The following is a 20,984-nucleotide window of genomic DNA, read 5'->3' on the forward strand; positions in this document are numbered from 1 at the left end:
CTCTTGCATTCGGTAAATTGGAAATGTAAATCGCCTGCAGTGCCGCCTTAGCTCAGTAGGTTAGAGCGCCTGATTGTGGATCAGGAGGTCCCCCGTTCGAGCCGGGGAGGTGGTACCACTCTTCCCCTTAATATGTATGACTACAATGACGCCCTTATTGGGCTTTTCTTGATCCAAATACCTCGGGGTGAGCTTTGAAACCAAAGGTTTCACGGCGAGGGGCAGCGCCCCTCCGCGCGGTTAATCGATTGCGATGGTTTTCTTGATCTGGCCAGTCAACGCATCAAAGATCAGAATCTGATTATCGGCGGTCACCACGGCATACCAATCGTCGCCACGGGTAAAGGCAGTGGCGGTTGTTCCGTCGGGCAAATCGATGCTTGTGGGCATATCTGGGCCTGATCCATAGAAACGGGTGACAAGCAGGCCAACCACGACTACAAGCCCGCCAATCATCACAATCATCAGCACCGTGATTAAGCGGCGCAGAAACCTAAGATTTGCCGGTTCAACTGGTTCAGGAGTGTCTTGCATGACAACTGCTCGCGTTACATTTCAGATTGCGGATAACCCGCCTGCGCGTCTTGATAAGGCTTTGGCCCTGAATGTACCAGTAGAAGCGGCGCTGTCTCGCACACGCCTGGCGCGTTTGCTGCAAGAGGGCTGCGTTTTGATCAATGGTGTCGAAGTACGTGACCCGAAAGCCAAGGTGGCCGAGGGCGCAGAGGTGGAAATTCTGGTGCCTGTCGCGGATGAAAGCCACATTGGCCCCGAAGATATTCCGTTAGAGGTCATTTACGAAGATGACGACTTGATCGTCATCAATAAGCCGACAGGCATGGTGGTGCATCCGGCACCGGGTACGCCGAATGGTACCTTGGTGAATGCGCTGTTGCATCATTGCGGGGATACCCTGTCTGGGGTGGGTGGCTCTAAGCGTCCGGGGATTGTGCACCGGATCGACAAAGATACATCGGGTCTGTTGGTTGTGGCCAAATCAGACCGTGCGCACCACGGCTTGGCGGCGCAGTTCGAAAAGCACACGGTGGAGCGCTATTATAATGCGGTTGTTTATGGCGAACCGGATGCCCATGATCCGCGGTTGCGGGGCGTGCGCGGCGTTAGCTTTGAAAGCGGCAACATCATGCGGATCACCACGCAATTGGCGCGGCATAAGACAGATCGCCAACGTCAGGCGGTGTTGTTTGAAGGTGGCCGTCACGCAGTAACGCGGTGCCGGATCGTTGAAACCTTTGGTGCGCCATCGGTGGTGTCTTTGGTGGAATGCTGGCTGGAAACCGGCCGCACGCATCAAATCCGGGTGCATATGACTCATGCGGGTCATAGCCTGATTGGCGACCCAACCTATGGTGGACGACGTAAGTTATCGGAAAAAGCCCTGACACCGGCGGGTGTGGTTGCGGCGAAAAACTTCGACCGTCAGGCGCTTCATGCGGCGGTTTTGGGCTTTGTGCATCCAGTCACAAAAGAAGACATGCGCTTTGAAGCGCCGATTCCTGATGACATGGCGGCGTTGATTGAGGCATTGCGGCAGCAAAAACTGAACTAGTCAGTTCAGTTTGACTTGTCAATATAATCATTTATTTACAAGCGGTTATGATGGATTTATCTGTATTTCACAGGCGTATCACGAAAATTTACTGTTGAAAATTGCGTAACACCTATGCAGATTTGCATAGAAGTTACTGTTTCGCGCACATCAGAACTCTGTCACATTCTGCACAACGCCGAGAGCGCACGGGTCTGTGACTGGTTTGTTTCAATCCTTGCGTTCATCATACTGAAAGAAATCTGAGCTAGCCCGCTTGAAAGCCCGTTATCGCTCACCTATCTGGATGTTAAGCCTTTAAACATTAAGGGGACAGAATATGAGCAACTACAAGAATTTGCCGGCCCCAACGCCGGAAGGCGGTCTGAACCGCTACATGCAAGAAATCCGTAAGTTCCCACTGTTGGAACCGGAAGAAGAATACATGCTGGGCAAAGCCTGGGCAGAAAAAGAAGACACCGAAGCGGCACACCGCATGGTGACATCTCACCTGCGTTTGGCGGCTAAGATTGCGATGGGTTATCGCGGTTATGGATTGCCACAGGCCGAAGTGATTTCCGAAGCCAACGTGGGCCTGATGCAGGCCGTGAAACGGTTTGATCCTGAAAAAGGCTTCCGTCTGGCGACCTATGCGATGTGGTGGATCCGCGCCTCTATTCAGGAATACGTCCTGCGTAGCTGGTCGATGGTGAAACTTGGCACGACCTCGGCGCAAAAGAAGCTGTTCTTTAACCTGCGCAAAGCCAAAGCACGCATCGGTGCCTTGGAAGAGGGTGATCTGCGCCCAGAGAACGTGCAGCGTATCGCCCATGATTTGGGTGTGACCGAAGACGAAGTGATCAGCATGAACCGCCGCTTGTCGGGTGGCGATGCCTCGTTGAACGCGACCGTAGGGTCCGAAGGCGAAGGCACCATGCAATGGCAGGACTGGCTTGAAGACGAAAGCGCAGATCAGGCGGGCGACTACGAAAAACGTGATGAACTGGAAGCGCGTCGTGAGTTGTTGGCCGAAGCAATGGACGTGCTGAATGATCGTGAAAAAGACATTCTGGTGCAACGTCGTTTGCAGGACAAAGCGATCACCCTGGAAGAGCTAAGCAACCAATATGACGTGAGCCGCGAGCGTATTCGCCAGATCGAAGTGCGTGCTTTTGAAAAGCTGCAACTGCGTATGCGCACCTTGGCCAGCGAAAAAGGCATGATGGCGCAAGCCTGACATTAGCCTCCCCCAAGGCTACCTTGTGAAAAGGTCCCGTGTTCCGCGCGCGGGGCCTTTTCTATGTTTTGAGTAAGGGGCGGGGGCTTTGCCCCCCTTGGGCCTATGGCCCAATTCCCCCAAGGTATTTGGGTCAAGAAAAAGTATGGAGTGGGTTACAGGATCAGGCTGATCGCGATGTAGCTGGCCATGCCGTAAAGACCCAATAGGCTGATGCTCATGAAGATCGGGCGAATGGTGTCATTGCCGCGCAGATAGCCAAAGCTATGACCAAGCCGTCCGATGGCGAAGGCCAGCGGCCAGACCGTTGCAGCCCAAAGGGTAGGGGTGGCAAAAGCGAAAACAAACGCAAGGCAGGCAAAAATCACTGTGTTTTCAGTCGCGTTGCGGTGGGCGTTGTGATTGCGGGCCAGCTCTTGTTGGGCGAGAGCTGAAGCGTCTTTGGGGTCTCGCTTTGCCGCGCGCCATTCTTCTGGAGTGGCATACAGGCTGTGTTCAAGGCGGGTGAGTTCGGTGCTGGTCATGTGCCAGCTGTGATTGATCACCAAGAGGATCGCCGCCAGGCCAAGGGCTGCCAAGGTAGATTTGTCTGGGAGCGAGGGCGTTAGGGGCGCAATGCCAAAAATAGTAACGTTCATTGCCAAAGCGATTGCTGTGAGCACAATCGGGTAACCGATTATCATGAGCGTGAATTTGCGCTTTTTGTCTGGTGTCGTTGCTATTGCTGAATCGGACTGTGTGATGTCCATTAGTGCCCCTTCCTTACAAAATCACGGGCCCAGTTTGCCTGAACCCGTGAGATTAAAGTGTATGTTGTGGGGCCTGATTTAAAGGGGCTTAGTCTTCCATCGCCTCGAGTTCGTCGATCATGTCAGAGATCATCGACAGGCCTTTGTCCCAGAATTTCGGATCACTTGCATCAAGGCCGAAGGGCGCCAGTAGGTCTTTGTGATGTTTGGAACCGCCTGCTTTGAGCATGTCGAAATACTTCTCTTCGAAGTTTTCGCCGCCCTCGGCATAGACCGCATAGAGCGCGTTCACCAGACCATCGCCGAAGGCATAGGCGTAGACGTAGAACGGGCTGTGTACAAAGTGTGGGATATAGGCCCAGAAGGTGTCGTAGCCATCCATGAACTCAAACGCAGGGCCGAGAGATTCTGCCTGAACCGACATCCACAGCGCATTGATGCCTTCGGGTGTGATTTCACCATCGCGGCGGGCGTCGTGCAGTTTGCATTCAAAATCGTAGAACGCGATCTGGCGGACAACCGTGTTGATCATGTCCTCGACTTTGCCAGCCAATAGAATTTTGCGCTGTTCTTTGGTTTCTGCTTTTTCCAGCATTTTGCGGAAGGTCAGCATTTCGCCAAAGACAGAGGCGGTTTCGGCCAAGGTCAGGGGCGTAGAGGACAGCATCTCGCCCTGATCTGCGGCCAGCACTTGGTGAACGCCGTGGCCCAATTCATGCGCCAGTGTCATCACATCCCGTGGTTTGCCAAGATAATTCAGCATCACATAGGGGTGTACGTTGGTGACCGTTGGGTGGGCAAATGCACCAGGGGCTTTGCCGGGTTTGACGGCGGCATCAATCCAGCCATCTGTGAAGAACGGCTTTGCAATTTCGCCCATGCGCGGATCAAAGGCATTGTACGCCTCCATCACGATGGATTCAGCGGAGTCCCAATCAACGGTGCGGGTGTCTTCCATTGGAAGCGGCGCGTTGCGGTCCCAGACCTGCATCACATCTAGGCCAAGCCATTTGCGTTTTAACTCGTAATACCGGTGGCTTAGCTTTGGATATGCGTTGACCACCGCGTTGCGCAGGGCTTCGACAACCTCTGGTTCCACATGGTTGGACAGGTGACGGCCATGCTGTGCGGTTGGCATGTTGCGCCAGCGATCCAGCACCTCTTTTTCCTTGGCTTGGGTGTTATGAACCCGTGCAAAGGTTTTGATATTAGCGCCCAAGACACGCGCCACTTCGCGGGCTGCGGCTTCGCGTTTGCTGCGGTCTTGTTCGGTGAAATAGTTCAGCGTTGCTTCGATGTTGAGCGTCTCGCCCTCCATCTCAAACTCTAGGCCCGCGATGGTTTCGTCAAACAAACGTTCCCACGCATCGCCAACAACACCCAGATCATGCAGGAACTTTTCCAGTTCGTCCGACAGCTGATGCGGCTTCATCGCGCGGATACGGTCAAACACAGGCTTATATCGGGCCAGATCCGCGTTTTCCGCAAACATCGCGTCCAGCTTGTCGTCGTCAATCCGGTTCAATTCCAATGTGAAGAACACCAGCGGGGTCGAGAAATCGGTCAGCGCCTCTTGCATGTTGGACATGAATTGCGCGCGTTCGGCATCCACGGTGACCTGATAATAGCGCAGGCCCGCATAGGACATGATGCGACCAGACACTTGGCTGATCTTTTCGTTACGCTCAACGCAAGTCAGCAGTTCGGCCGCGTTCAGATCGGCCAGTTTGCCTTCGTAATCTTTGGCAAAAGCAGCGCATTCCGCTTCGAGCCAATCAAGGTCTTTGTCCAGCTCTGGCGCGTCGGGCGATGTGTACAGATCAGACAAATCCCACTCTGGCAAATTGCCGAGGCCTTCGGTGCCGTTAGAACTATTGGCGTCGCGGACAGGGAAGGGCAGGTTCAGCATAGGGGCCTCTTGGGATTGATGCGTTTGTTAGGTGTCAGATAGGCAGAGCAGGGGGCAAGGTGCAAGGGGGGAGGCCGGGATTTGGTCAGTGGGGGTGCAGGCCGGGGCCCCCGATGCGGTCCGTTTCAAAACGAAACGGCAATCGGACGCGCATTCAAAGGCTACAACAGCCAATACCCACGCCACCATTATCAAAATAATGAAGCCCATATACGGCGTCACTCATACCATCCGAACATCGCCCCGGTACGATATGGGCGTGAACTGGGGTATTTTCAGTGAGCCATGTTAAACGAACGCCGGTTTCCTGAACTTTGATGTTCTTGCGGGATGGCGACACGCTTTGGAGCGGGTAGGTCTCTTCGTTTTCAGGGCGGGAAATTCTTACGCCATCTTCGGTGAAATCAAGGGACCAAAAGGGTTCGGTGCCAAAGCATTGTAACGACTTTGGCAAGCCTGAAACGCCTACAACATCCGGTAAACGCTCGAGAAACCGAAGGGAAACCCAACCAGCACGCCCTGCGTCATTCACCATTGCCCATTTTCCCTGAAGGCTAAAAGCAACGACCTCGATGTCGGAGGCATCATAAGCGAAGGATCCAATCAATTCAGACGTCGCCTCAGGCTTTTCGCGGATATTGAGCACATCCCCAACAGCCACATTTGCAACCTGATATAGTGCAGGCAACGGCGGCGGGACCTCGTCGGCATAGAGGTGTAAAGGCCAGAGTAGGAAGGCTAGGATCAATCGGGTCATGTTTATTCAAATCCTGCAATAGTGCCAGTGAGTGCAGCTCAAACCCTGATGGGAGTGCCGCAAGAACTTTGGCATCAATTCAGCCGGCCCTGCAATCAGGAATGAAATCATGGTGCCTGTTCGCGGTCGTTTGCCGAATGCGATGACGAACGAGAATGCTGGCTATTGTGCGGTGAATGGCGGGATGCCCCACCCTCAAAGATTATCCTCAAATAGGGCGACCATATCGGCGGTCACTTGGCCGCGGGTGGTGTCGCCTTCCATTAGGACTTCGTGTTCGCCTGCTGGAACCATCCGCAAATCACCGTTGGGCCAGTTGTCCATCCGCTTTTGAATGGCGCTGGCGCTGATGATTTTTTCGTCTGTTCCCAGAAATGTGATGCAGGGCATGCTGGGCGCTGGGCGCTTGGCCAGATCGCGGCATTCATACAGCGCTTGGGTCACCCAACGCAGGGTTGGGCCGCCTAATGTGACCTCTGGATGCGCGCGGGCCTGTGTTTGCAGGCGGGCGTACATATCGCGATCTTTGGTTAGCATGTTGTCTTCGAAGGCGCAGTCCAAAACGTAGGTGTCGTATGACGTGCCCGGTGCCAGCCAATGGCCGCCGCCAATGGCAACACCAATGCCGCCCACAACATAAGCAACTGGGCGCAAAAGCGGCGACAAACCAATGCCCCACATCGGGCCGGTAAAGGCCGCGGCCTTGACTGATAGCCCTTCCACCAAGGCGCGCAAACCAATGCAGCCGCCCATCGAATGGCCAACCATAAAATAGGGTTTGGGCAGGTCCAATGCCTCTGCCGCGTCCATTAGGCTGGCGACATCTTTTTGGTAGTCGTCAAAGCGATCCACGTGGCCTGCCATCTTGTGCGGAACCAGTCGATCCGCCAGACCTTGTCCGCGCCAATCGATTGAAATCGTTGCATAACCGGCAGCAGCCAGTTCCGTTGCGTTCAACGCATACTTCTCAACATATTCGGTGCGGCCGGGGAACAGCAGGACTGTTCCCTTTGCCGCGTCACACGGCCAAACCGCCGCGCGCAGACGCACACCATCAGAGGCGGTCAACCAATAGGCTGTGGCCTCTTTTTCCCCAGGAATATCGGCGAAATACGGTGCGCGCTCTAGAGTCATCAGGACAGGATCTGTCCAAGTTTCATCGCCATGCCCATGTCGCCATCAACCGACAGCTTGCCGCCCATAAAGGCAGCCGTGGCGTTGGTGTCGCCCTCTAGGATGGATTGGAACGTGTCTGCATCCGCAGTTAGGGTCACATCTGCTTCATCATCGCTGGCACGCACGCCGTCGCCATCGATGATCAATGCGCCTTCGCCTTCGATCACAAACTTCGCAGAGCCATCCAGCGTGGAATCACCCAGTTTCGCACTCAGCGCTTCGACCGCTGCGTTAACAATATCGCTCATTTGCAAACATCCTTTGAATTGCGCAATGCCGGACTAGTAAATCCTGATGCGCAGGTTACATTCAAGAGTGTTATGGGCGCGTTAGCAAATATTCTCAAACCTGTCGTCGCGGCAGCCTTTGTTTCGCTTTTCGGCGGTGCCACGCCGGGCAGCGCCCAAGATCGTCTGGCAGAGCTGATGACAGAATTGCAATCCGCTGAACCGGCGGCTGCGGAAAAGCTGGTGGATGAAATTCAACTGGAATGGTCCAAATCCGGCTCCGCTGCGGCGGATTTGCTGTTGTCACGGGGGCGTAAAGCCTTTGATGCAGGTAATCTGGACGCCGCGATAGAACATTACAGCGCCCTCACGGATCACGCGCCCACCTTCGCCGAAGGCTGGGTAGAACGGGCGCGTGCCTATTTAGAGGTCGGGCTTTATGGACCAGCACTGGCTGACCTGGAAACAGCATTGTCATTAAATCCGCAACATTTTGAGGCAATCAATGGGCTTGGTGTGATTTTGGAAACAATTGATAAGCCGGTTGAAGCTTACGAAGCGTACAGTTTGGTCCGCTCTATACATCCCCACCATCCCGCCGTAACAGACGCTCTGGAACGACTCGAACCGGTTGTCAAAGGCCGGAAGCTTTAAGGCAAAGGCGCGAATATGTCTGGACAGACGCGGATCACCGCGGTCTTAGGGCCGACGAACACCGGCAAAACCCACCTTGCTATCGAACGGATGCTGGGTCACCGCACAGGCGTGATTGGCCTGCCGCTGCGCCTTTTGGCGCGCGAGGTCTATGACAAGATCGTCGCTGTGCGTGGCCCCAATGCTGTGGCCTTGGTCACTGGTGAGGAACGCATCGTGCCTCCGCGCGCTCAGTATTGGGTGTGCACGGTCGAGGCGATGCCAGAGGGCATGGGCTGTGACTTCCTCGCGGTCGATGAAATCCAGCTATGCGCCGACCCAGAACGGGGCCATGTCTTTACCGACAGATTGCTACGATCACGCGGCCATTTGGAAACCATGTTCATGGGCGCAGACACCATGCGCGGCACCATCGCGGCGCTGGTCCCTGGCGTGCAGTTTGACCGCCGCGAACGCATGTCGACCCTTAGCTATTCGGGCAGCCGCAAGATTAGCCGGATGCAACCACGGTCTGCCATTGTCGGTTTTTCCGTTGATAACGTCTATGCCATCGCAGAGCTGCTAAAACGCCAAAAAGGCGGTGCGGCTGTTGTCATGGGGGCCCTAAGCCCGCGCACGCGGAATGCGCAGGTTGACCTCTATCAGAACGGAGATGTGGACTTTCTGGTTGCGACAGACGCGATCGGTATGGGCCTGAACCTAGACATCGACCACGTCGCCTTTTCCAGCACGACTAAGTTCGATGGCCGTCGCATGCGCGATTTAATGCCGAACGAGCTGGCCCAGATTGCCGGCCGGGCAGGGCGGGGCATGAGCCACGGTACCTTTGGTGTGACGGGCGAAGCGCGCCCAATGGATGATGGTGTTGCACAGGCGATCATGGATCACCGCTTTACGCCGCTGAAAAAGCTGAACTGGCGCAATCCGGCGCTTAAGTTTGGCAGTGTTGATGCGCTGATCTACTCGCTTGAGGAAAGCCCAAGCGACGAATTGCTAATGAAGGCGCGCGAGGCAGATGATCTTGGCGCCCTTAAAACACTGTCGCGCGATGCAGAAATCATGGCCCGCGCCAGCGATACAAAGTCGGTGCGTTTGTTGTGGGATGTCTGCCGCATCCCCGATTTCCGGGGCATCAGCCACAATGAACATGCCAACCTCTTGGAAGGCATCTTTAATCACCTACATCAAAGAGGGGCTATCCCGAACGACTGGTTCGCGCGGCAGGTGAAACGAATCGATAAAACCGATGGAAACATCGATGCATTGTCCAAAAGGTTGGCGTTTATCCGCACATGGACCTACGTTTCGCAGCGAAATGGTTGGATTGATGACGAAAATCATTGGCGCGGAGAGACTCGCGCTGTAGAAGATCGCCTGTCAGATGCATTGCATGCAAAGCTGACGGAAAAATTTGTGGACCGCCGTACATCTGTACTGTTGCGGCGGCTCAAACAGAAGGAGGCCCTTTTGGCCGAAGTGAATGATAAGGGTGAAGTGACCATCGAAGGTGAATTCGTTGGTCGTTTGGATGGGTTCCGTTTTCAAGCCGACAAAAGCGCCGAAGGTGCCGAGGCCAAAACGTTGCGTCAGGCGAGTCTCGCCGCGCTTGCACCGCAATTTCATCTGCGTGCGGACCGTTTCTATAACGCACCCGACACAGAAATTGATTACACCGAACAAGGCGGCCTGATGTGGGGCGAACATGCGGTTGGCAAATTAGTGGCCGGCGCAGACCCATTGAAACCATCAGTGACCGTATTCGTCGATGACGAAGCTGGCCCAGATGTTGCTCAGAAAGTTGAGCGTCGTTTGCAGCATTTCATCGACCGCAAAATTGCGGCTTTGTTTGAGCCGCTGCTCAACCTATCGCGTGACGAAGAACTGTCGGGTTTGGCCCGTGGTTTTGCCTTCCGCATGGTCGAAGCGCTGGGCGTGATCCCTCGCGGCGATGTGGCTGACGAAGTCAAAGAGCTGGATCAAGATGCTCGTGGCGCGCTGCGCAAACACGGCATTCGCTTTGGTCAGTTCACGATCTTTATGCCGCTTCTGCTGAAACCTGCGCCGACACGTCTGCGCTTGGTGCTGTGGTCCTTGCATAAGAACCTGGATGTGTTCCCAGAATCCCCTCCACCGGGTCTGGTGACTGTCCCAGCGGGCGATCAAACCCCACAGGGCTATCACGCCATGGCCGGCTACCGTGCCGCAGGCGAGCGGGCGATCCGTATCGACATGTTGGAACGCTTGGCTGACATGCTGCGCTCTGAGGACAGCCGGGGTGGTTTTGAAGCCAACCCAGACATGCTGTCCATCACCGGCATGACGCTAGAGCAATTCGCAACTCTGATGAGTGGCCTTGGCTACAACGCAGAAAAAGGCGAACGCGACAAAGTTAAGCCTGTTGCCGCAGCGGCTCCTGCTGAAACTGAGGCCAAAGCGGACACCGCTGAAGCCGAGACACCAGCCGCCGAAGCCGCACCTGCCGAAGAGTCTGCACCAGTCGAAGCACCTGCTGCTGACGCCGCAGAAGCTGAAGCCGAGAAAGAGGTGTTCTACACCTTTACTTGGGGCGGACGTGCCAATCGTCAGAACAACCGTGGCCAACGCCAGCAAGGCGGTCGTCGTGACGGTGGTCAAGGCGAAGGCAAACCACGCGGTAAGCCAAAGGGCAAAGGCAAGCCTCGGAACGAAGGTGCGAAGAAATTCAGCGCACGTCCTCCGAAGAAAGAAAAGGCAATCGACCCAGACAACCCCTTTGCGGCGGCTCTGATGGGTTTGAAAACCAAGTGATCAAATGGGGCGTGCAGATCAAACTGTACGCCCTCTTTGTTTGTGACGACCAAAGGCCCGCTTCAACGTGACCGACCAACCCCCAAAACTGCGCATCGACAAATGGCTGTGGCATGCGCGATTCTTTAAAACGCGTACCCTCGCGGCCAAGGTTGTCAGCGGTGGGCACGTCCGGGTGAACGGATCTAAGATAGCCAAACCCAGCTATTCGATAAGTCCAGATGACGTGCTGACCTTTCCACAGGCCAAGGACGTGCGAGTCGTGCGGGTCCAGGCCATGGGTGAACGGCGCGGTCCAGCACCCGAAGCGCAACAGCTGTACTTTGATATGACCGAAGTGAAAGAAAAAGTTCCGCGTGCGCCTAAATTTGAAGGAAAAGGTCGTCCAAGCAAACGCGATCGCCGCAATCTCGACCTTATGAAAAACAGGCCGCTTGAAGATTAGGCCACAAGGCTTTAGCTAGACGTCAAATATACAGTATATCGAGACGCCCCATGACCTATGTCGTCACTGACGCCTGCATTGCATGCAAATACACAGATTGTGTTGAAGTCTGTCCCGTAGATTGCTTCTACGAAGGCGAAAACACGCTGGTGATCCACCCAGACGAATGCATTGATTGCGGCGTCTGCGAACCTGAATGCCCAGCGGATGCGATCCGTCCGGACACAGAGCCAGAGATGGAGAAATGGGTAGAGTTTAACCGCAAATATGCGGAACTTTGGCCAGTGATCATCACCAAGAAAGACCCGCTGCCAGACGCTGAAGAACGCGATGGCGAAGAAGGCAAAATGGAGAAATACTTCTCCGAAGCGCCAGGCGAAGGCGGCTAAATCAGCCGATTCGCACCTGCGGCATCAATTTCTGCTCTGCAGAATGGCCCTAAGTTACTGAACTTTCAGGGGAAACACGCCGTTTCCCCCGGTTGTGCTTCTCATATGCCAGTTTTTGTGCTATGATTTTGTAACAATTGAATATGACCACCTGACGCCATCCTGACGGCCACGGCATTTGCCACAGCCACGGATGGCTTTTTGCGCCAGTCAAACCAAGCGACCGACCCACGAGGGGCCGTTCCTGAGGTTTGTTAGGAAGGATTGCATGAGCAAATCGAAGAAAGCCGAATTCCGTCCAAACGAATACGTTGTCTATCCAGCCCATGGTGTGGGCCAGATCGTCAACATCGAAGAACAGGAAATCGCGGGCATCGAGCTTGAGTTGTTTGTTATCTCATTTGAGAAAGACAAAATGACCCTGCGCGTGCCAACGCACAAAGCCACTGAGATCGGCATGCGGAGCCTGAGCTCCCCTGACGTGATCAATCAGGCGATGAAGACCCTGAAAGGCAAGGCAAAAGTCAAACGGGCTATGTGGTCCCGCCGTGCGCAGGAATATGAACAAAAGATCAACTCGGGCGATCTGATCGCAATTGCCGAAGTGGTCCGCGACCTGCACCGCACCGATGATCAACGCGAGCAAAGCTATTCCGAGCGTCAGCTTTATGAAGCGGCACTTGAGCGCCTGACCCGCGAAGTTGCTGCCGTTGCCGGTGGCGACGAAGTTTTGGCGGCCAAGCAAGTGGACGACGTCCTAACAGCCCGCGCCGCGTAAGCTGTTCGACCATCAGATAGAAGGCCGCGTAGAGCAATCTACGCGGCTTTTTCTGTTTTAGGGTGGGGGCGCTGCCCCCCTGACGAAACTCCGTTTCGCCATTCCCCCGGAGTATTTGTGGAAAGATGAAGAGGGGGCGTCGCGTTTTAAGCGCTGCTTTCCATGACATTATAGAGAACAGCTTCGTCGGTGAGGGCTTCGTAGGAATGTTCTACATCGGCGGGATAGCGATAATAGTCACCCGCATTGAGTGTTTCTAAGGAATCCGTTGGACCCACGCGGACCTGTCCTGAAACAACCATGGAATGTTCAACCGTGCCTGCGGGATGCGCCACGGCCCGCCGCACAGAGCCTTTGGACAGGGTCACACGGTAGAGATCGCGATTTCGGTTGGGCGGGCATTTGTCCAATAGGGTCGTTTGGAAGTCTGCCATATCTGATGCAACCCCATCTGAATCTCCGGCGCGCACCAATTTGACGTCATTGGTTGGGATTTCAAAAAGGTAGCTAAACGGCACACCCAAGACATTCGCGATGGCCCATAGGGTTTCGATACTGGGATTGCCTTGGCCAGACTCAAGTTGGGACAGTGTCGATTTTGCCAACCCAGCCTGTTGCGCCAATGCGGTGAGGCTAAGGCCTGCACGATTTCGTTCACGTTGGATTGAGCGTGCAATCAAGGCGGCTGGGGTCACGGCAGTCTCTTTCGTTCGTTTCAGAGAACATAGTTTGATTTGACAAACGCTACAACGCTGTTCATTTTGTCGAATAACGTTCGTTAAATCGTTCGATTCTTATTGTGTGAGTCTCTGATGCAGCCTGACCCGACATCTCAAAAGACGTCTATGGCGTCTGAAATCAAAGACGGTTTGCGTGATGCGCTACCAATTGTGCTGGCGATCGCGCCGTATTCCGTCGTCTTTGGGGCCTTCGCTGTGGATCAAGGTCTGACCCCTGCGGAAATTCTGCTTGCGTCAGCCACCATATTTGCGGTGGCCAGCCAATATGTGATGGTGAATTTAATGGGGCAGGACGTGCCAATTTGGTCGATCTTGCTGGCTGTTCTGGCAGTGAACTTTCGTCATGTCCTGTATTCAGCCGCCCTAACCAAACATCTTCAGCCTTTTGCGCCTTGGCAGAAGCTGGCGGCGTTCTTTTTGCTGGTTGATCCGCAATATGCGACATGCGCAGCCCGAGGCGCAGTGCGCCCCATTCGGCCCAGCTACTATTTTTCATATGCCGCCATCGTCTATATCGCTTGGATGTGCTCTAATTTGATAGGGGTGCTGTTTGGCGGGTTGATGGGAGATCCAAGCCGCCTTGGGCTTGATTTGCTACTGCCGATGTTCTTTGCCAGCCTTGTCATCGGTTTTCGCAATCGTCCGCGATTTCCATGGGTTTTATTGGCCAGTGTAACAACATCCCTTGTCGCCTTTTTCGCGATTGGCAGCCCGTGGCATATTACTTTGGGCGGGTTCGCGGGCATTTTGACAGCCGCCATGATGAGCAAACCAACAAGCGTTTCAGAGGTGAGCCATGCCTGATACCTATCTGTTGATCCTGCTCTGTGCAGGTGTGACCTATCTCACCCGCAGTGGAGGCTATTTGATTATGACCCACTTCGGCCGCGTGCATCATCGGGTCGAGGCGGGGTTGGATGCGGTGCCCATTGCTGTACTGTCAGCGCTCGTTGCACCTGTGATCGTCAGCGGTGCCGTATTGGACGCGGCGGCTTTGATCTTGGTCTGCTTGTTGTCCTTGCGATTGTCATTGCTGCCAAGTGTGACAATCGGGGTGATCGCCTTGGCGGTGATGCGCGCGGTTATGGCCTAGGCCAACGCCACTAACATCGCCAAACACGTCACCTGCTGAGTTGCCCCCAAGACATCCCCAGTTTGCCCGCCGATCTTGCGGTGGGCGAGCCATCCCATCAAGACAGCTGCCACGCCACCAAGGATAATCAGCTTAAAGACCACCCAGCCGATCATCAGAAATGCAATCGCGGCGGCCAAGCCAATCGCCAAAAGCGCTGAGTTTAGGGCAGGGCGCCCCTGAGCATGGCTCAAGCCGGTATCGCGGGCATGGGGCAGTTGCGTCATCAGCATAGGCATCGCCGCGCGTGAAAGCCCCTCAATCGTCAGCAAAGCCCAAAACCACGTGCCATTTTCGATTAACATCCAAACGGCCAACCAACGCAGCCCAACGGATAAGACCAGCGCCAAGACACCATAGGTGCCGATCTGGCTGTCTTTCATGATCTCTAACCGCCGCGCGGGCTCCCATCCGCCCCAAAACCCATCGGCGCAATCGGCCAATCCGTCTTCGTGCATGGCGCCGGTCATGATCACCGTTGCCGCAATCCAAAGCCCCGCTGCAAAGGGGGCGGCCAGACCTAGCCACAGGGCAACCGTCACAACAACACCCGCCAAAGCGGCCACAAACAAGCCCGCCAAAGGATAGGCCCAAACAGCCTGCGCACTGCGGTCGAACTCTGCTTTCACGGGCAAGCGTGTCAGCAGCGCAATCGCTGTGAGAATATCGCCTGCATTCAGCAGCGACGTGTCGTCCTTTTGCATAGAAATGCCCTTTCCAGCCTTGCCCAACCCCTATCATGAGGTAAACAGTTTGCCACTAGGGGAGACAACAGGAGCCCGCCATGACAGGTGTTTTTTCGTCACTTACCGAATTTCGCAACCTTCTGGCTGATGCGCCGCAGGCGAATGCCAAAGCCATGGGCGAGGCAGAGGCCCGCAATGGCCAATTGACCAAACCACCGGGGGCCTTGGGGCGGCTCGAAGATTTGGCAATTTGGTATGCCGGCTGGCGCGGCAATCCACGCCCCGAAATCGCAAATCCGCAGGTGATCGTTTTTGCTGGCAATCACGGTGTGACGGCGCAGGGCGTCTCGGCCTTTCCGGCCGAAGTGACGGAACAAATGGTGCTAAATTTCCAACACGGTGGGGCGGCGATCAACCAATTGTCCCGGGCGGCTGGGGCGAAACTGTCGGTGCATGCGCTGTCATTGGAAGCCCCAACCGCTGATTTCACCCAAGGCCCCGCCATGAGCGAAGCTGAGGTGGTTGAGGCCTTGCAAACCGGTTGGAATGCAGTGGATGCGAACACTGATCTGTTGGTCGTTGGCGAAATGGGTATCGGGAACACAACCTCGGGTGCGGCGATCCTAAATGCTATTTATGGCGGCGAGGCCGAAGATTGGGTCGGCCGCGGCACGGGTGTGGATGATGCTGGCCTTGTAAACAAAGCCCGCGTTGTGCGCGAAGGCCTTGCTGCGAACCCAAGTAAAGATGGACTAGACATCCTGCGCTGCCTTGGCGGACGAGAGCTTGCCGCGATGGCAGGTGCTATTGCGCGCGCCCGCGTGAATCGTATTCCGGTCATTCTGGATGGCTTTATCTGTACCGCCGCTGCTGCCACATTGGCAGGTGTCAGCGACAGTGCCTTGGATCACACGATTGCAGGGCATGTCTCTGCAGAGGCCGCGCATTTCAATGTGTTGAAAAACCTTGGCAAAGAACCCTTGCTTGCGATGAATATGCGGCTTGGTGAAGCCTCGGGTGGGGCCTTGGCGATCAACATTCTGAAAAGCGCTGTGGCGTGCCATTCCGGCATGGCCACTTTTGCCGAAGCGGGTGTGTCTGACGGTTGACATCTTGGGGCGCTGCCCCAAACCCCGAGGTATTTGGATCAAGAAAAAGCAGGCAAAAGTGGGCCTGTCTTCACCTTTCCCAAAATACTCCGGGGGGAATGGCGAAACGTAGTTTCGGCAGGGGGGCAGCGCCCCCTTATTCCGCAGCCTCATTCTTTTCCAGCGCGGCAAGCAATGAAGTCCCAAGCTCTTCTTCCAGCTCTTTTGCGCGATCAATATAGGCTTGGTTCTCTGCCGATGGGATCGCAGGATCCCAAAGTTGGGCCAGTTCCCGCACGCCTTCGCGGTCGTGATGGAAAAACGTCTGTTCCGAAATGGCAGCTTCGTAATCTGTCAGGCCCATGTTTTCTAACACATAGCGTCCCGCCCGTAGCGAGCTGTCAAACATCTCGCGGACAATGTCATTTGCCCCAGCTTGATACAGCCGGAACACATGGCCACGGTCACGAGCGCGGGCAACAATATGCAGATTTGGGCGCGCACGGCGGGCTTGGGCGACAAGTTTGACCGCTGAATTTGGATCATCCACTGCAACCACCAAGACCTTGGCGCTTTTCAATCCAGCCGCTTCCAGCAATTCCGGACGGGTTGGATCACCAAAGAAACCTTTGATACCAAAGCGGCGCATGCTTTCGATGGCTTTTAGGTCGTGGTCCAATACCACCGTTTGAAAGCCTGAGGCACGGACAAGGCGATTCACCACCTGACCAAATCGGCCGATACCCGCGATGATCACTGGCCCTTGTTCATCAATTTCGTCGGGTGCGCGTTGATCTTCTGGGTCGCCAAGACGGTGCGAAACATAGTCGTAAAGTATGAACAGCAGCGGGGTGATCAGCATCGATAAAGCCACCACCAGTAGCAGTTCTTCGGCCAAGGCGCGTGGCAGCACATTGGTTTGCAAGGCAAATGAGATCAAGACAAAGCCGAACTCCCCCGCTTGTGCCAGTCCAAGTGCAAACAGCCATTGCCCCCGTTTCCGCAGCTTAAACGCATAGCCCAGAATGCAGAGGATTGATGCTTTGATCGCGATCACAGCCACCGTCATGCCAAGGATATTCAAGGGATCGCCAAACAGCGTTAAGAAATCAATCTGTGCCCCAACGGTGATGAAAAACAGCCCCAACAAAAGCCCCTTAAAGGGTTCGATATCGCTCTCTAGTTCGTGGCGGAATTCGCTATTGGCCAGCAAGACGCCCGCCAAGAATGTGCCCAAAGCGGGGGATAGGCCGACAAGGCTCATCAAGAAGGCAATGCCGATCACAATCATTAGGGCCGTCGCGGTATACATCTCGCGCAGCCGTGCGGTGTGGATAAAGCGAAACAGCGGTTGGAACAGATACAGCCCTGCAAGCACAACCGCCAAGACCGCGCCTAATGTCACAAGGGTCACGCCCCAACCGGGTAGCCCTTCGACCAAGGACATCGCTGCGTGGCCATGGTCATTGGCATCTGACAGTTGGATGGACCCATCCGCTGCAAGCGACGGCACAAGCGGCAGCGCCAATAGCGGCAGCAAGGCCAGCATCGGGATCACCGCAATATCCTGTGTCAGTAACACGGCAAAGGTGGATCGCCCGCCGGCCGTCTGCATCAGCCCCTTTTCAGACAGGGTTTGCAGCACAATCGCCGTCGAACTCAGTGCAAAGATCAGGCCCACCGCCAGCGAAATACTCCAGACATAGCCCAGCCACATCATGCCCGCCATGATCGCCGTTGTCGTCAAGGTGATCTGTAATCCGCCCAGACCAATCAACTTATGTCGCATGTCCCACAGCGCCCGTGGGTCCATCTCAAGCCCAATCAGGAACAGCATCATCACCACGCCAAACTCAGCAAAATGCTGTAGGTCAGCGGTTTCGGATGATCCAACCAATCCCAAGATCGGCCCGATGATAACCCCAGCCATCAAGTAACCAAGCACGGACCCCAGCCCAAGCCGTGCCGCAATCGGTACAGCTACGACTGCAGCAACCAGATAAATCGAGGCTTGAAATAAAAATCCGTCCATTAGAGCTCCTTAAACGTGGCTTAGGTGGGTAGGGGGGCGTCGTGTTTGAATTGATCCATCACGATTTGGCTTTGAACGCGGCTGACTGCGGAATGCGGTAACAAGATCTCGTGGATCAAGGTGTTAAGTGCCTGTAAATCCAGGCAAAACACCCGCAGCATATAATCCGCATCCCCAGTCAATGTCCAAGCGCTGATCACCTCGGGGCGGGTGCCGATCAACCGCGCAAAGCTTTTGGCCTGGTCCGGTCCGTGCGTGCCCAATTGCACCTGAACAAAGGCCTGCACCGACAGGCCTAACCGCGTTGGGTCAAGCTTTGCCGCATAGCTTTTGATAAAACCCTCGGTCTCTAGCCGTTGCCGCCGACGCCCAGCTTGGCTTGGCGACAGGTGCAGCAATTCACCCAGTTGTTGGGCTGTCAGATGGGCATCATTCTGCAAAGCGGACAATAAGCGTTTGTCCATTTCATCCAGCATTGTGCGAAAACTCCGCGCGAAAATAGGTAATTGCGTTAATCATACGCGAATTTTTGCAAAATGACACCCAATTTTGCGCAAACACCGCCTGCGGGCAGGCGTATCTTTGTCATAGGACACACTCACACGAACAGGAGCACCCAATGGGTCCCTTCCCACATGACGCGCCACGCGCGGAAATCTCTGATTTTAACCCAGCCGGAACCGATGGTTTTGAATTCGTAGAATTCGCCCATCCAAACCCCGAAGAGCTGCGCGAGCTGTTTGCGCGCATGGGGTATACCCACACCGCCAACCACAAATCCAAAGCGATCGAGCTTTGGCAGCAAGGCGACATCACCTACATTCTGAACAACGAGCCGAACAGCTTTGCGCTGCGCTTTGTCGAAGAACACGGCCCTTGCGCCCCCTCTATGGGCTGGCGCGTGGTGGATGCGCAAAAGGCGTTTGAACATGCGGTGTCCAAAGGGGCAGAGCCGTATACCGCAGACGACAAAACACTGGCTTGGCCTGCGATCAAAGGCATCGGTGGCTCGCTGATCTATTTCACAGATCAGTATTTTGACAGCTCGCCGTTTAACGAAGAATTTGACTGGATCACCCAGTCCAAACCAGAAGGCGATGGGTTCTTCTACCTCGATCACCTGACCCACAACGTGTTCAAAGGGAACATGGACAAGTGGTTCAAATTCTACGGCGATTTGTTCAACTTCCGTGAAATCCGTTTCTTTGACATCGAAGGCAAGTTCACCGGCCTTCTGTCCCGCGCGTTGACCAGCCCATGCGGCAAAATCCGTATTCCAATCAACGAAGACCGTGGTGAAACCGGCCAGATCGTTGCATATCTGAAAAAGTACAAAGGCGAAGGCATTCAGCACATCGCCGTTGGCTCCGATGACATCTACAAATCCGTAGATACCATTGCCGACAAAGGTGTGAAATTCATGCCTGGCCCACCAGAGACCTATTACGCGCTCTCCAAAGACCGTGTAGTGGGGCATGACGAGCCACTGGATCGCATGATGAAACACGGCATCCTGATTGATGGCGAAGGCGTGGTAGACGGTGGTGAAACCAAGATCCTTCTACAGATCTTTTCAAAAACCGTGATCGGTCCGATCTTCTTTGAATTCATCCAACGCAAAGGCGACGATGGCTTTGGCGAGGGCAACTTCAAAGCGCTGTTTGAATCCATCGAACAAGAGCAAATCGACAACGGCGAAATCCAAGCCGCTGAATAAGACGGTCGGGGTGGCGTTTGGCGTCACCCCACCACATTTCTGTGCGGGAATGTTTATTTTAATATTCCCTTAATGATTGTGCTGTGGCAGATTTCCGCGGAGTTTATTTAATTCCATTCGGATACCCGTATTAATGAAAAACCTAATTAAATCCGCCGGTAAGGCGTATTTCCGTGCACGTGGCCACTATCCATCGAAAATCCAAGGCCGCAGCGTCCGTGTTGATCCCTACCACATCGCCTTTTGGCGCGCAGTTGCCAAGGACCGTTGGGAAACCTCAACCTTTGACGTCATCAGTCGCTACCTGACCCCAGAATCCACTTACATCGATGTCGGCGCTTGGATTGGCCCGACTGTTCTGCATGCGGCACAGCAGTGCAAAACCGTCTATTGCTTTGAACCAGACCCAACAGCGCTGCGGCACTTGAATTGGAACATCGAACTGAACAAATTGCGCAACGTGAACGTTTTTGGCGCAGCCCTCGCAGCAAACGGCGGTATGTTCCAAATGGCCAGCTTTGGTGGTGAAGCGGGCGACAGCATGACCAGCTTGCTGCAAACCGAGTCAGAACATTTCATCAAGGTTCTTGCGCTGACATGGCAAGACTTCTTGGCTGATGCTCAAATTGAAGACTTTGATTTGATCAAGGTCGATGTCGAAGGGGCGGAGTTCGGTTTGATCCCAACCATGGTCGACGAGTTGAAGGAAAAGAAACCCGCGCTCTTTCTTTCCACCCACGCTCCGTATCTGCCAACCGAAGATCGCCAAGCGGGGATGGCTGCATTGGTTGATGCCCTGTCATTCTATCCATTGGTGTTTGACGAGTTCCTAAACCCAATTGACCCAGAAGAGATCAAAACCGCCGAAGCCGCCAATGCCTTTGGTACGTATCTTTTCACATTCGAGGAAAAGTAATAGGTGCGCGGCGGCT

General features: G+C 54.8%; 22 protein-coding genes and 1 tRNA gene. 13 read left to right on the forward strand and 10 right to left on the reverse strand.

Annotated features, from left to right (window positions below; genetic code table 11):
- The first annotated feature begins 41 nt into the window (after positions 1–41).
- Positions 42–118, forward strand: a tRNA-His gene (locus tag Q4544_RS05100).
- A gap of 122 nt (positions 119–240) precedes the next feature.
- Here Q4544_RS05100 and Q4544_RS05105 read toward each other — a convergent pair.
- Positions 241–534, reverse strand: a complete 294-nt coding sequence (locus Q4544_RS05105; RefSeq protein WP_303504402.1) for a DUF6476 family protein — start codon at positions 532–534, stop codon at positions 241–243.
- Here Q4544_RS05105 and Q4544_RS05110 point away from each other — a divergent pair.
- A complete protein-coding gene (locus Q4544_RS05110; protein ID WP_303504403.1) occupies positions 533–1,570 on the forward strand; it encodes an RluA family pseudouridine synthase in 1,038 nt (345 codons plus the stop codon). The genes Q4544_RS05105 and Q4544_RS05110 overlap by 2 nt on opposite strands.
- A 319-nt stretch (positions 1,571–1,889) precedes the next feature.
- Positions 1,890–2,786, forward strand: a complete 897-nt coding sequence (gene rpoH / locus Q4544_RS05115; RefSeq protein WP_303504404.1) for an RNA polymerase sigma factor RpoH — start codon at positions 1,890–1,892, stop codon at positions 2,784–2,786.
- A 155-nt stretch (positions 2,787–2,941) separates the two neighbouring features.
- On the opposite strand, the gene Q4544_RS05120 is transcribed toward rpoH, so the two are convergent.
- The 5 genes from Q4544_RS05120 to Q4544_RS05140 all read right to left on the reverse strand — a co-directional run bounded on the left by Q4544_RS05120 (position 2,942) and on the right by Q4544_RS05140 (position 7,625).
- Complete coding sequence (locus Q4544_RS05120; protein ID WP_303504406.1) at positions 2,942–3,535, reverse strand: MAPEG family protein; 594 nt, start codon at positions 3,533–3,535, stop codon at positions 2,942–2,944.
- A gap of 88 nt (positions 3,536–3,623) precedes the next feature.
- Positions 3,624–5,444 (reverse strand): M3 family oligoendopeptidase, encoded by a 1,821-nt coding sequence (locus Q4544_RS05125; protein ID WP_303504407.1) that lies wholly within the window; start codon positions 5,442–5,444, stop codon positions 3,624–3,626.
- 154 nt (positions 5,445–5,598) lie between these two features.
- The gene (locus Q4544_RS05130) at positions 5,599–6,201 is read right to left on the reverse strand and encodes a hypothetical protein (protein ID WP_303504408.1); all 603 of its coding nucleotides are present in this window, start codon (positions 6,199–6,201) and stop codon (positions 5,599–5,601) included.
- Between the two features lie 195 nt (positions 6,202–6,396).
- Positions 6,397–7,335: an alpha/beta hydrolase gene (locus Q4544_RS05135; protein ID WP_303504409.1), complete on the reverse strand. Its 939-nt coding sequence runs from the start codon at positions 7,333–7,335 to the stop codon at positions 6,397–6,399.
- Positions 7,335–7,625: an SCP2 sterol-binding domain-containing protein gene (locus tag Q4544_RS05140; RefSeq protein WP_303504410.1), complete on the reverse strand. Its 291-nt coding sequence runs from the start codon at positions 7,623–7,625 to the stop codon at positions 7,335–7,337. Before Q4544_RS05140 ends, Q4544_RS05135 begins: the two co-directional genes overlap by 1 nt.
- A gap of 72 nt (positions 7,626–7,697) precedes the next feature.
- Between Q4544_RS05140 and Q4544_RS05145 the strand changes: the two genes are divergently transcribed.
- From Q4544_RS05145 to Q4544_RS05165, 5 genes are all read left to right on the forward strand, one after another.
- Entirely contained in the window at positions 7,698–8,258 is a 561-nt protein-coding gene (locus tag Q4544_RS05145) for a tetratricopeptide repeat protein (RefSeq protein WP_303504411.1), read from the forward strand.
- Between the two features lie 15 nt (positions 8,259–8,273).
- On the forward strand, positions 8,274–11,045 hold the full coding sequence (locus Q4544_RS05150) for a helicase-related protein (RefSeq protein ID WP_303504412.1): 2,772 nt from the start codon (positions 8,274–8,276) through the stop codon (positions 11,043–11,045).
- 67 nt (positions 11,046–11,112) lie between these two features.
- Positions 11,113–11,490: an RNA-binding S4 domain-containing protein gene (locus Q4544_RS05155; protein ID WP_303504413.1), complete on the forward strand. Its 378-nt coding sequence runs from the start codon at positions 11,113–11,115 to the stop codon at positions 11,488–11,490.
- 50 nt (positions 11,491–11,540) lie between these two features.
- Positions 11,541–11,879 (forward strand): ferredoxin FdxA, encoded by a 339-nt coding sequence (gene fdxA, locus Q4544_RS05160; protein ID WP_303504414.1) that lies wholly within the window; start codon positions 11,541–11,543, stop codon positions 11,877–11,879.
- Between the two features lie 268 nt (positions 11,880–12,147).
- Complete coding sequence (locus Q4544_RS05165; RefSeq protein ID WP_303504415.1) at positions 12,148–12,657, forward strand: CarD family transcriptional regulator; 510 nt, start codon at positions 12,148–12,150, stop codon at positions 12,655–12,657.
- 146 nt (positions 12,658–12,803) lie between these two features.
- Here Q4544_RS05165 and Q4544_RS05170 read toward each other — a convergent pair whose 3' ends face one another.
- On the reverse strand, positions 12,804–13,352 hold the full coding sequence (locus Q4544_RS05170; RefSeq protein WP_303504416.1) for a helix-turn-helix domain-containing protein: 549 nt from the start codon (positions 13,350–13,352) through the stop codon (positions 12,804–12,806).
- 117 nt (positions 13,353–13,469) lie between these two features.
- Here Q4544_RS05170 and Q4544_RS05175 point away from each other — a divergent pair, with 117 nt between their 5' ends.
- Both Q4544_RS05175 and Q4544_RS05180 read left to right on the forward strand, forming a co-directional pair.
- Positions 13,470–14,201, forward strand: coding sequence for an AzlC family ABC transporter permease (locus Q4544_RS05175; protein WP_303504417.1), 732 nt, complete (start codon positions 13,470–13,472; stop codon positions 14,199–14,201).
- The gene (locus Q4544_RS05180; protein WP_303504418.1) at positions 14,194–14,490 is read left to right on the forward strand and encodes an AzlD family protein; all 297 of its coding nucleotides are present in this window, start codon (positions 14,194–14,196) and stop codon (positions 14,488–14,490) included. Before Q4544_RS05175 ends, Q4544_RS05180 begins: the two co-directional genes overlap by 8 nt.
- Here the strand turns inward: Q4544_RS05180 and cobS are convergent.
- Entirely contained in the window at positions 14,487–15,233 is a 747-nt protein-coding gene (cobS, locus tag Q4544_RS05185; protein ID WP_303504419.1) for an adenosylcobinamide-GDP ribazoletransferase, read from the reverse strand. The genes Q4544_RS05180 and cobS overlap by 4 nt on opposite strands.
- An 80-nt stretch (positions 15,234–15,313) precedes the next feature.
- Between cobS and cobT the strand changes: the two genes are divergently transcribed.
- On the forward strand, positions 15,314–16,324 hold the full coding sequence (gene cobT / locus Q4544_RS05190) for a nicotinate-nucleotide--dimethylbenzimidazole phosphoribosyltransferase (protein WP_303504420.1): 1,011 nt from the start codon (positions 15,314–15,316) through the stop codon (positions 16,322–16,324).
- Between the two features lie 136 nt (positions 16,325–16,460).
- On the opposite strand, the gene Q4544_RS05195 is transcribed toward cobT, so the two are convergent.
- The gene (locus tag Q4544_RS05195) at positions 16,461–18,335 is read right to left on the reverse strand and encodes a monovalent cation:proton antiporter-2 (CPA2) family protein (protein ID WP_303504421.1); all 1,875 of its coding nucleotides are present in this window, start codon (positions 18,333–18,335) and stop codon (positions 16,461–16,463) included.
- Between the two features lie 20 nt (positions 18,336–18,355).
- A complete protein-coding gene (locus Q4544_RS05200; protein ID WP_303504422.1) occupies positions 18,356–18,811 on the reverse strand; it encodes an Lrp/AsnC family transcriptional regulator in 456 nt (151 codons plus the stop codon).
- A 143-nt stretch (positions 18,812–18,954) separates the two neighbouring features.
- Here Q4544_RS05200 and hppD point away from each other — a divergent pair, with 143 nt between their 5' ends.
- Both hppD and Q4544_RS05210 read left to right on the forward strand, forming a co-directional pair.
- Positions 18,955–20,052: a 4-hydroxyphenylpyruvate dioxygenase gene (gene hppD / locus Q4544_RS05205; protein ID WP_303504423.1), complete on the forward strand. Its 1,098-nt coding sequence runs from the start codon at positions 18,955–18,957 to the stop codon at positions 20,050–20,052.
- A gap of 133 nt (positions 20,053–20,185) precedes the next feature.
- Positions 20,186–20,968, forward strand: coding sequence for an FkbM family methyltransferase (locus Q4544_RS05210; RefSeq protein ID WP_303504424.1), 783 nt, complete (start codon positions 20,186–20,188; stop codon positions 20,966–20,968).
- Positions 20,969–20,984: the final 16 nt, after the last annotated feature.

The organism is Cognatishimia sp. 1_MG-2023 (assembly GCF_030548175.1).
Lineage (GTDB): Bacteria > Pseudomonadota > Alphaproteobacteria > Rhodobacterales > Rhodobacteraceae > Cognatishimia.

Bases quoted from the DNA above. Each gene is read 5' to 3' on its own strand.
- hppD (WP_303504423.1), top strand. From the start codon at position 18,955: ATGGGTCCCTTCCCACATGACGCGCCACGCGCGGAAATCTCTGATTTT.
- Q4544_RS05135 (WP_303504409.1), bottom strand. From the start codon at position 7,335: ATGACTCTAGAGCGCGCACCGTATTTCGCCGATATTCCTGGGGAAAAA.
- Q4544_RS05120 (WP_303504406.1), bottom strand. From the start codon at position 3,535: ATGGACATCACACAGTCCGATTCAGCAATAGCAACGACACCAGACAAA.
- cobS (WP_303504419.1), bottom strand. From the start codon at position 15,233: ATGCAAAAGGACGACACGTCGCTGCTGAATGCAGGCGATATTCTCACA.
- fdxA (WP_303504414.1), top strand. From the start codon at position 11,541: ATGACCTATGTCGTCACTGACGCCTGCATTGCATGCAAATACACAGAT.
- Q4544_RS05140 (WP_303504410.1), bottom strand. From the start codon at position 7,625: ATGAGCGATATTGTTAACGCAGCGGTCGAAGCGCTGAGTGCGAAACTG.
- Q4544_RS05210 (WP_303504424.1), top strand. From the start codon at position 20,186: ATGAAAAACCTAATTAAATCCGCCGGTAAGGCGTATTTCCGTGCACGT.
- rpoH (WP_303504404.1), top strand. From the start codon at position 1,890: ATGAGCAACTACAAGAATTTGCCGGCCCCAACGCCGGAAGGCGGTCTG.
- Q4544_RS05110 (WP_303504403.1), top strand. From the start codon at position 533: ATGACAACTGCTCGCGTTACATTTCAGATTGCGGATAACCCGCCTGCG.
- Q4544_RS05150 (WP_303504412.1), top strand. From the start codon at position 8,274: ATGTCTGGACAGACGCGGATCACCGCGGTCTTAGGGCCGACGAACACC.
- cobT (WP_303504420.1), top strand. From the start codon at position 15,314: ATGACAGGTGTTTTTTCGTCACTTACCGAATTTCGCAACCTTCTGGCT.
- Q4544_RS05105 (WP_303504402.1), bottom strand. From the start codon at position 534: ATGCAAGACACTCCTGAACCAGTTGAACCGGCAAATCTTAGGTTTCTG.
- Q4544_RS05180 (WP_303504418.1), top strand. From the start codon at position 14,194: ATGCCTGATACCTATCTGTTGATCCTGCTCTGTGCAGGTGTGACCTAT.
- Q4544_RS05130 (WP_303504408.1), bottom strand. From the start codon at position 6,201: ATGACCCGATTGATCCTAGCCTTCCTACTCTGGCCTTTACACCTCTAT.
- Q4544_RS05125 (WP_303504407.1), bottom strand. From the start codon at position 5,444: ATGCTGAACCTGCCCTTCCCTGTCCGCGACGCCAATAGTTCTAACGGC.
- Q4544_RS05195 (WP_303504421.1), bottom strand. From the start codon at position 18,335: ATGGACGGATTTTTATTTCAAGCCTCGATTTATCTGGTTGCTGCAGTC.
- Q4544_RS05175 (WP_303504417.1), top strand. From the start codon at position 13,470: ATGCAGCCTGACCCGACATCTCAAAAGACGTCTATGGCGTCTGAAATC.
- Q4544_RS05200 (WP_303504422.1), bottom strand. From the start codon at position 18,811: ATGCTGGATGAAATGGACAAACGCTTATTGTCCGCTTTGCAGAATGAT.
- Q4544_RS05145 (WP_303504411.1), top strand. From the start codon at position 7,698: ATGGGCGCGTTAGCAAATATTCTCAAACCTGTCGTCGCGGCAGCCTTT.
- Q4544_RS05165 (WP_303504415.1), top strand. From the start codon at position 12,148: ATGAGCAAATCGAAGAAAGCCGAATTCCGTCCAAACGAATACGTTGTC.